General features: G+C 59.5%; 1 rRNA gene (cut by a window edge). It reads left to right on the forward strand.

Annotated features, from left to right (window positions below):
• A 23S ribosomal RNA gene (locus tag NBH12_RS10755) occupies positions 1-2,688 on the forward strand; it begins 262 nt to the left of the window's first position.
• Positions 2,689-2,785 lie beyond the last annotated feature (97 nt).

Below are 2,785 nucleotides of genomic sequence, written 5' to 3' on the forward strand. Positions count from 1 at the left end.
CGCAGAGGGTGAGGGCCCCGTACCCGAACGCGCATGGTCTGGCGATCGCGTCTCCCAAGTAGCACGGGCCCCGTGGAATCCCGTGCGAATCTGTCCCGACCGTGGGATAAGCCTAAATATTCCTGTCTGACCGATAGCGAACGAGTACCGTGAGGGAAAGGTGAAAAGTACCCCGGGAGGGGAGTGAAACAGTCTCTGAAACCATGCGCCTACGAACCGTCGGGGCCCCCTTGTGGGGTGACGGCGTGCCTATCGAAAAATGAGTCTGCGAGTCAGTGGCATGTGGCGAGCATAACCCGTGTGGGGTATGCGTAGCGAAGGCGAGTCTTAAAAGGCGTTTGAGTCGCGTGTCCTGGACCCGAAGCGGGATGATCTAGCCCTGAGCAGGTTGAAGCGCGGGTAAGACCGTGTGGAGGACCGAACCCACCTGGGTTGAAAACCGGGGGGATGACTTGGGGCTAGGGGTGAAAGGCCAATCAAATTCCGTGATAGCTGGTTCTCTCCGAAATGCATTTAGGTGCAGCGTCGGATCGATTACATCCGGGGGGTAGAGCGACTGGATGCTTGCGGGCCCATATCGGGTACCAACAGCAACCAAACTCCGAATACCCGTGATGCGTATCCCGGCAGTGAGTCGGCGGGGGATAAGCTCCGTCGTCGAAAGGGAAACAGCCCAGATCGTCGTCTAAGGTCCCCAAGCGTGTGCTAAGTGGGAAAGGATGTGGAGTCGCATAGACAGCCAGGAGGTTGGCTCAGAAGCAGCCACCCTTGAAAGAGTGCGTAACAGCTCACTGGTCTAGTGGTTCCGCGCCGACAATGTAGCGGGGCTCAAGCACACCACCGAAGACGCGGCAGTAGCTTTGCTACTGGGTAGGAGAGCGTCCCGTGCGGGGCGAAGCGGCGGCGCAAGCCGGCCGTGGACCGCATGGGAGTGAGAATGCAGACATGAGTAGCGAAAGACGGGTGAAGATCCCGTCCGCTGGACGACCAAGGGTTCCAGGGCCACGTTCATCGTCCCTGGGTGAGTCGGGTCCTAAGGCGAGGCCGACAGGCGTAGTCGAATGGATGAACGGGTCGATATTCCCGTACCGGCATGCAACCGACAAAACCGAATCCGCGAGTACTAACCTCCGGGTCCGGGCTCACGTCTCCTTCGGGAGCCGGATGCCCTGGCCTGTTGGGACCGTAACGGTAGTAGGTCAGCGCGGGAGTGACGCAGAAGGGTAGCCGGCCGCGGAGGTGGTCTTCCGTGGTCAAGCACGCAGCCCGTCCCACAGGCAAATCCGTGGGGCGCGTGGGCGAGGTGCGATGATGGGCGCCGTTGGGCGCGATATCCGGTGATCCCGGCTGCCGAGAAAAGCTTCGGCGTGAGGCGGCGTGCCGCCCGTACCCCAAACCGACACTGGTGGTCAGGTAGAGAATACCAAAGCGATCGAGCGAATCCTGGTCAAGGAACTCGGCAAATCACTCCCGTTCCTTCGGTTTAAGGGAGACCCCCGATGGTGAAGCGGCTTGCCCGCGGAGCTTTTGGGGGTGGCACAGACCAGGGGGTAGCGACTGTTTACCAAAAACACAGGAGCGTGCGAAGGCGCAAGCCGCTGTATACGCTCTGACGCCTGCCCGGTGCCGGAAGGTTAAGAGGATCCGTCAGGCCTCGGCCGAAGCGGTGAATTCAAGCCCCGGTAAACGGCGGTGGTAACTATAACCATCCTAAGGTAGCGAAATTCCTTGTCGGGTAAGTTCCGACCTGCACGAATGGCGTAACGACTTCCCCACTGTCTCGACCAGGAGCTCGGCGAAATTGCAGTACGAGTAAAGATGCTCGTTAAGCGCAGAAGGACGAAAAGACCCCGGGACCTTTACTATACCTTGGTATTGGCATTCGGTGTGGATTGTGTAGCATAGGCGGAAGGCTTCGAAGCCACGGCGCCAGCCGCGGTGGAGCCGCAAGGTGAAATACCGCTCTGTTCGCATTGGATGTCTAACCTCGACCAGTCATCCTGGTCAGGGACAGTGCCTGGCGGGTAGTTTAACTGGGGCGGTTGCCTCCCAAAGAGTAACGGAGGCGCTCAAAGGTTCCCTCAGCCCGGTTGGCAATCGGGTGGCGAGTGTAAGTGCACAAGGGAGCTTGACTGCGAGACTGACGGGTCGAGCAGGGACGAAAGTCGGAACTAGTGATCCGGTGCCGGTGTACGGACGCGGCATCGCTCAACGGATAAAAGGTACCCCGGGGATAACAGGCTGATCATTCCCAAGAGTCCATATCGACGGGATGGTTTGGCACCTCGATGTCGGCTCGTCGCATCCTGGGGCTGGAGCAGGTCCCAAGGGTTCGGCTGTTCGCCGATTAAAGCGGCACGCGAGCTGGGTTCAGAACGTCGTGAGACAGTTTGGTCTCTATCCTCTGCGCTCGTCGGAATGTTGAGGAGGCCTGCCCATAGTACGAGAGGACCTGGGTGGACGAACCTCTGGTATGCCGGTTGTCACGCCAGTGGCACGGCCGGTTGGCTACGTTCGGAAGGGATAACCGCTGAAAGCATCTAAGCGGGAAGCCTGCTCCAAGATAAGCATTCCATAGGACTACGGGTCCTTGAAGTCCCCATGCAGAACACGTGGTTGATAGGCCGGACGTGGAAGCCCCGCGAGGGGTGGAGCCGACCGGTACTAACGGACGAAAGGCAACACAACAATCCAACCCCGGTTGGAACGCATCGATCCTGCTGCGAACCATCCCCCACGACAATGAGCACGGGATGAACACAAGACGAACCAACGCATCGCGTCC

This window comes from Bifidobacterium sp. M3-N-101 (assembly GCF_023656805.1).
Lineage (GTDB): Bacteria > Actinomycetota > Actinomycetes > Actinomycetales > Bifidobacteriaceae > Bifidobacterium > Bifidobacterium breve.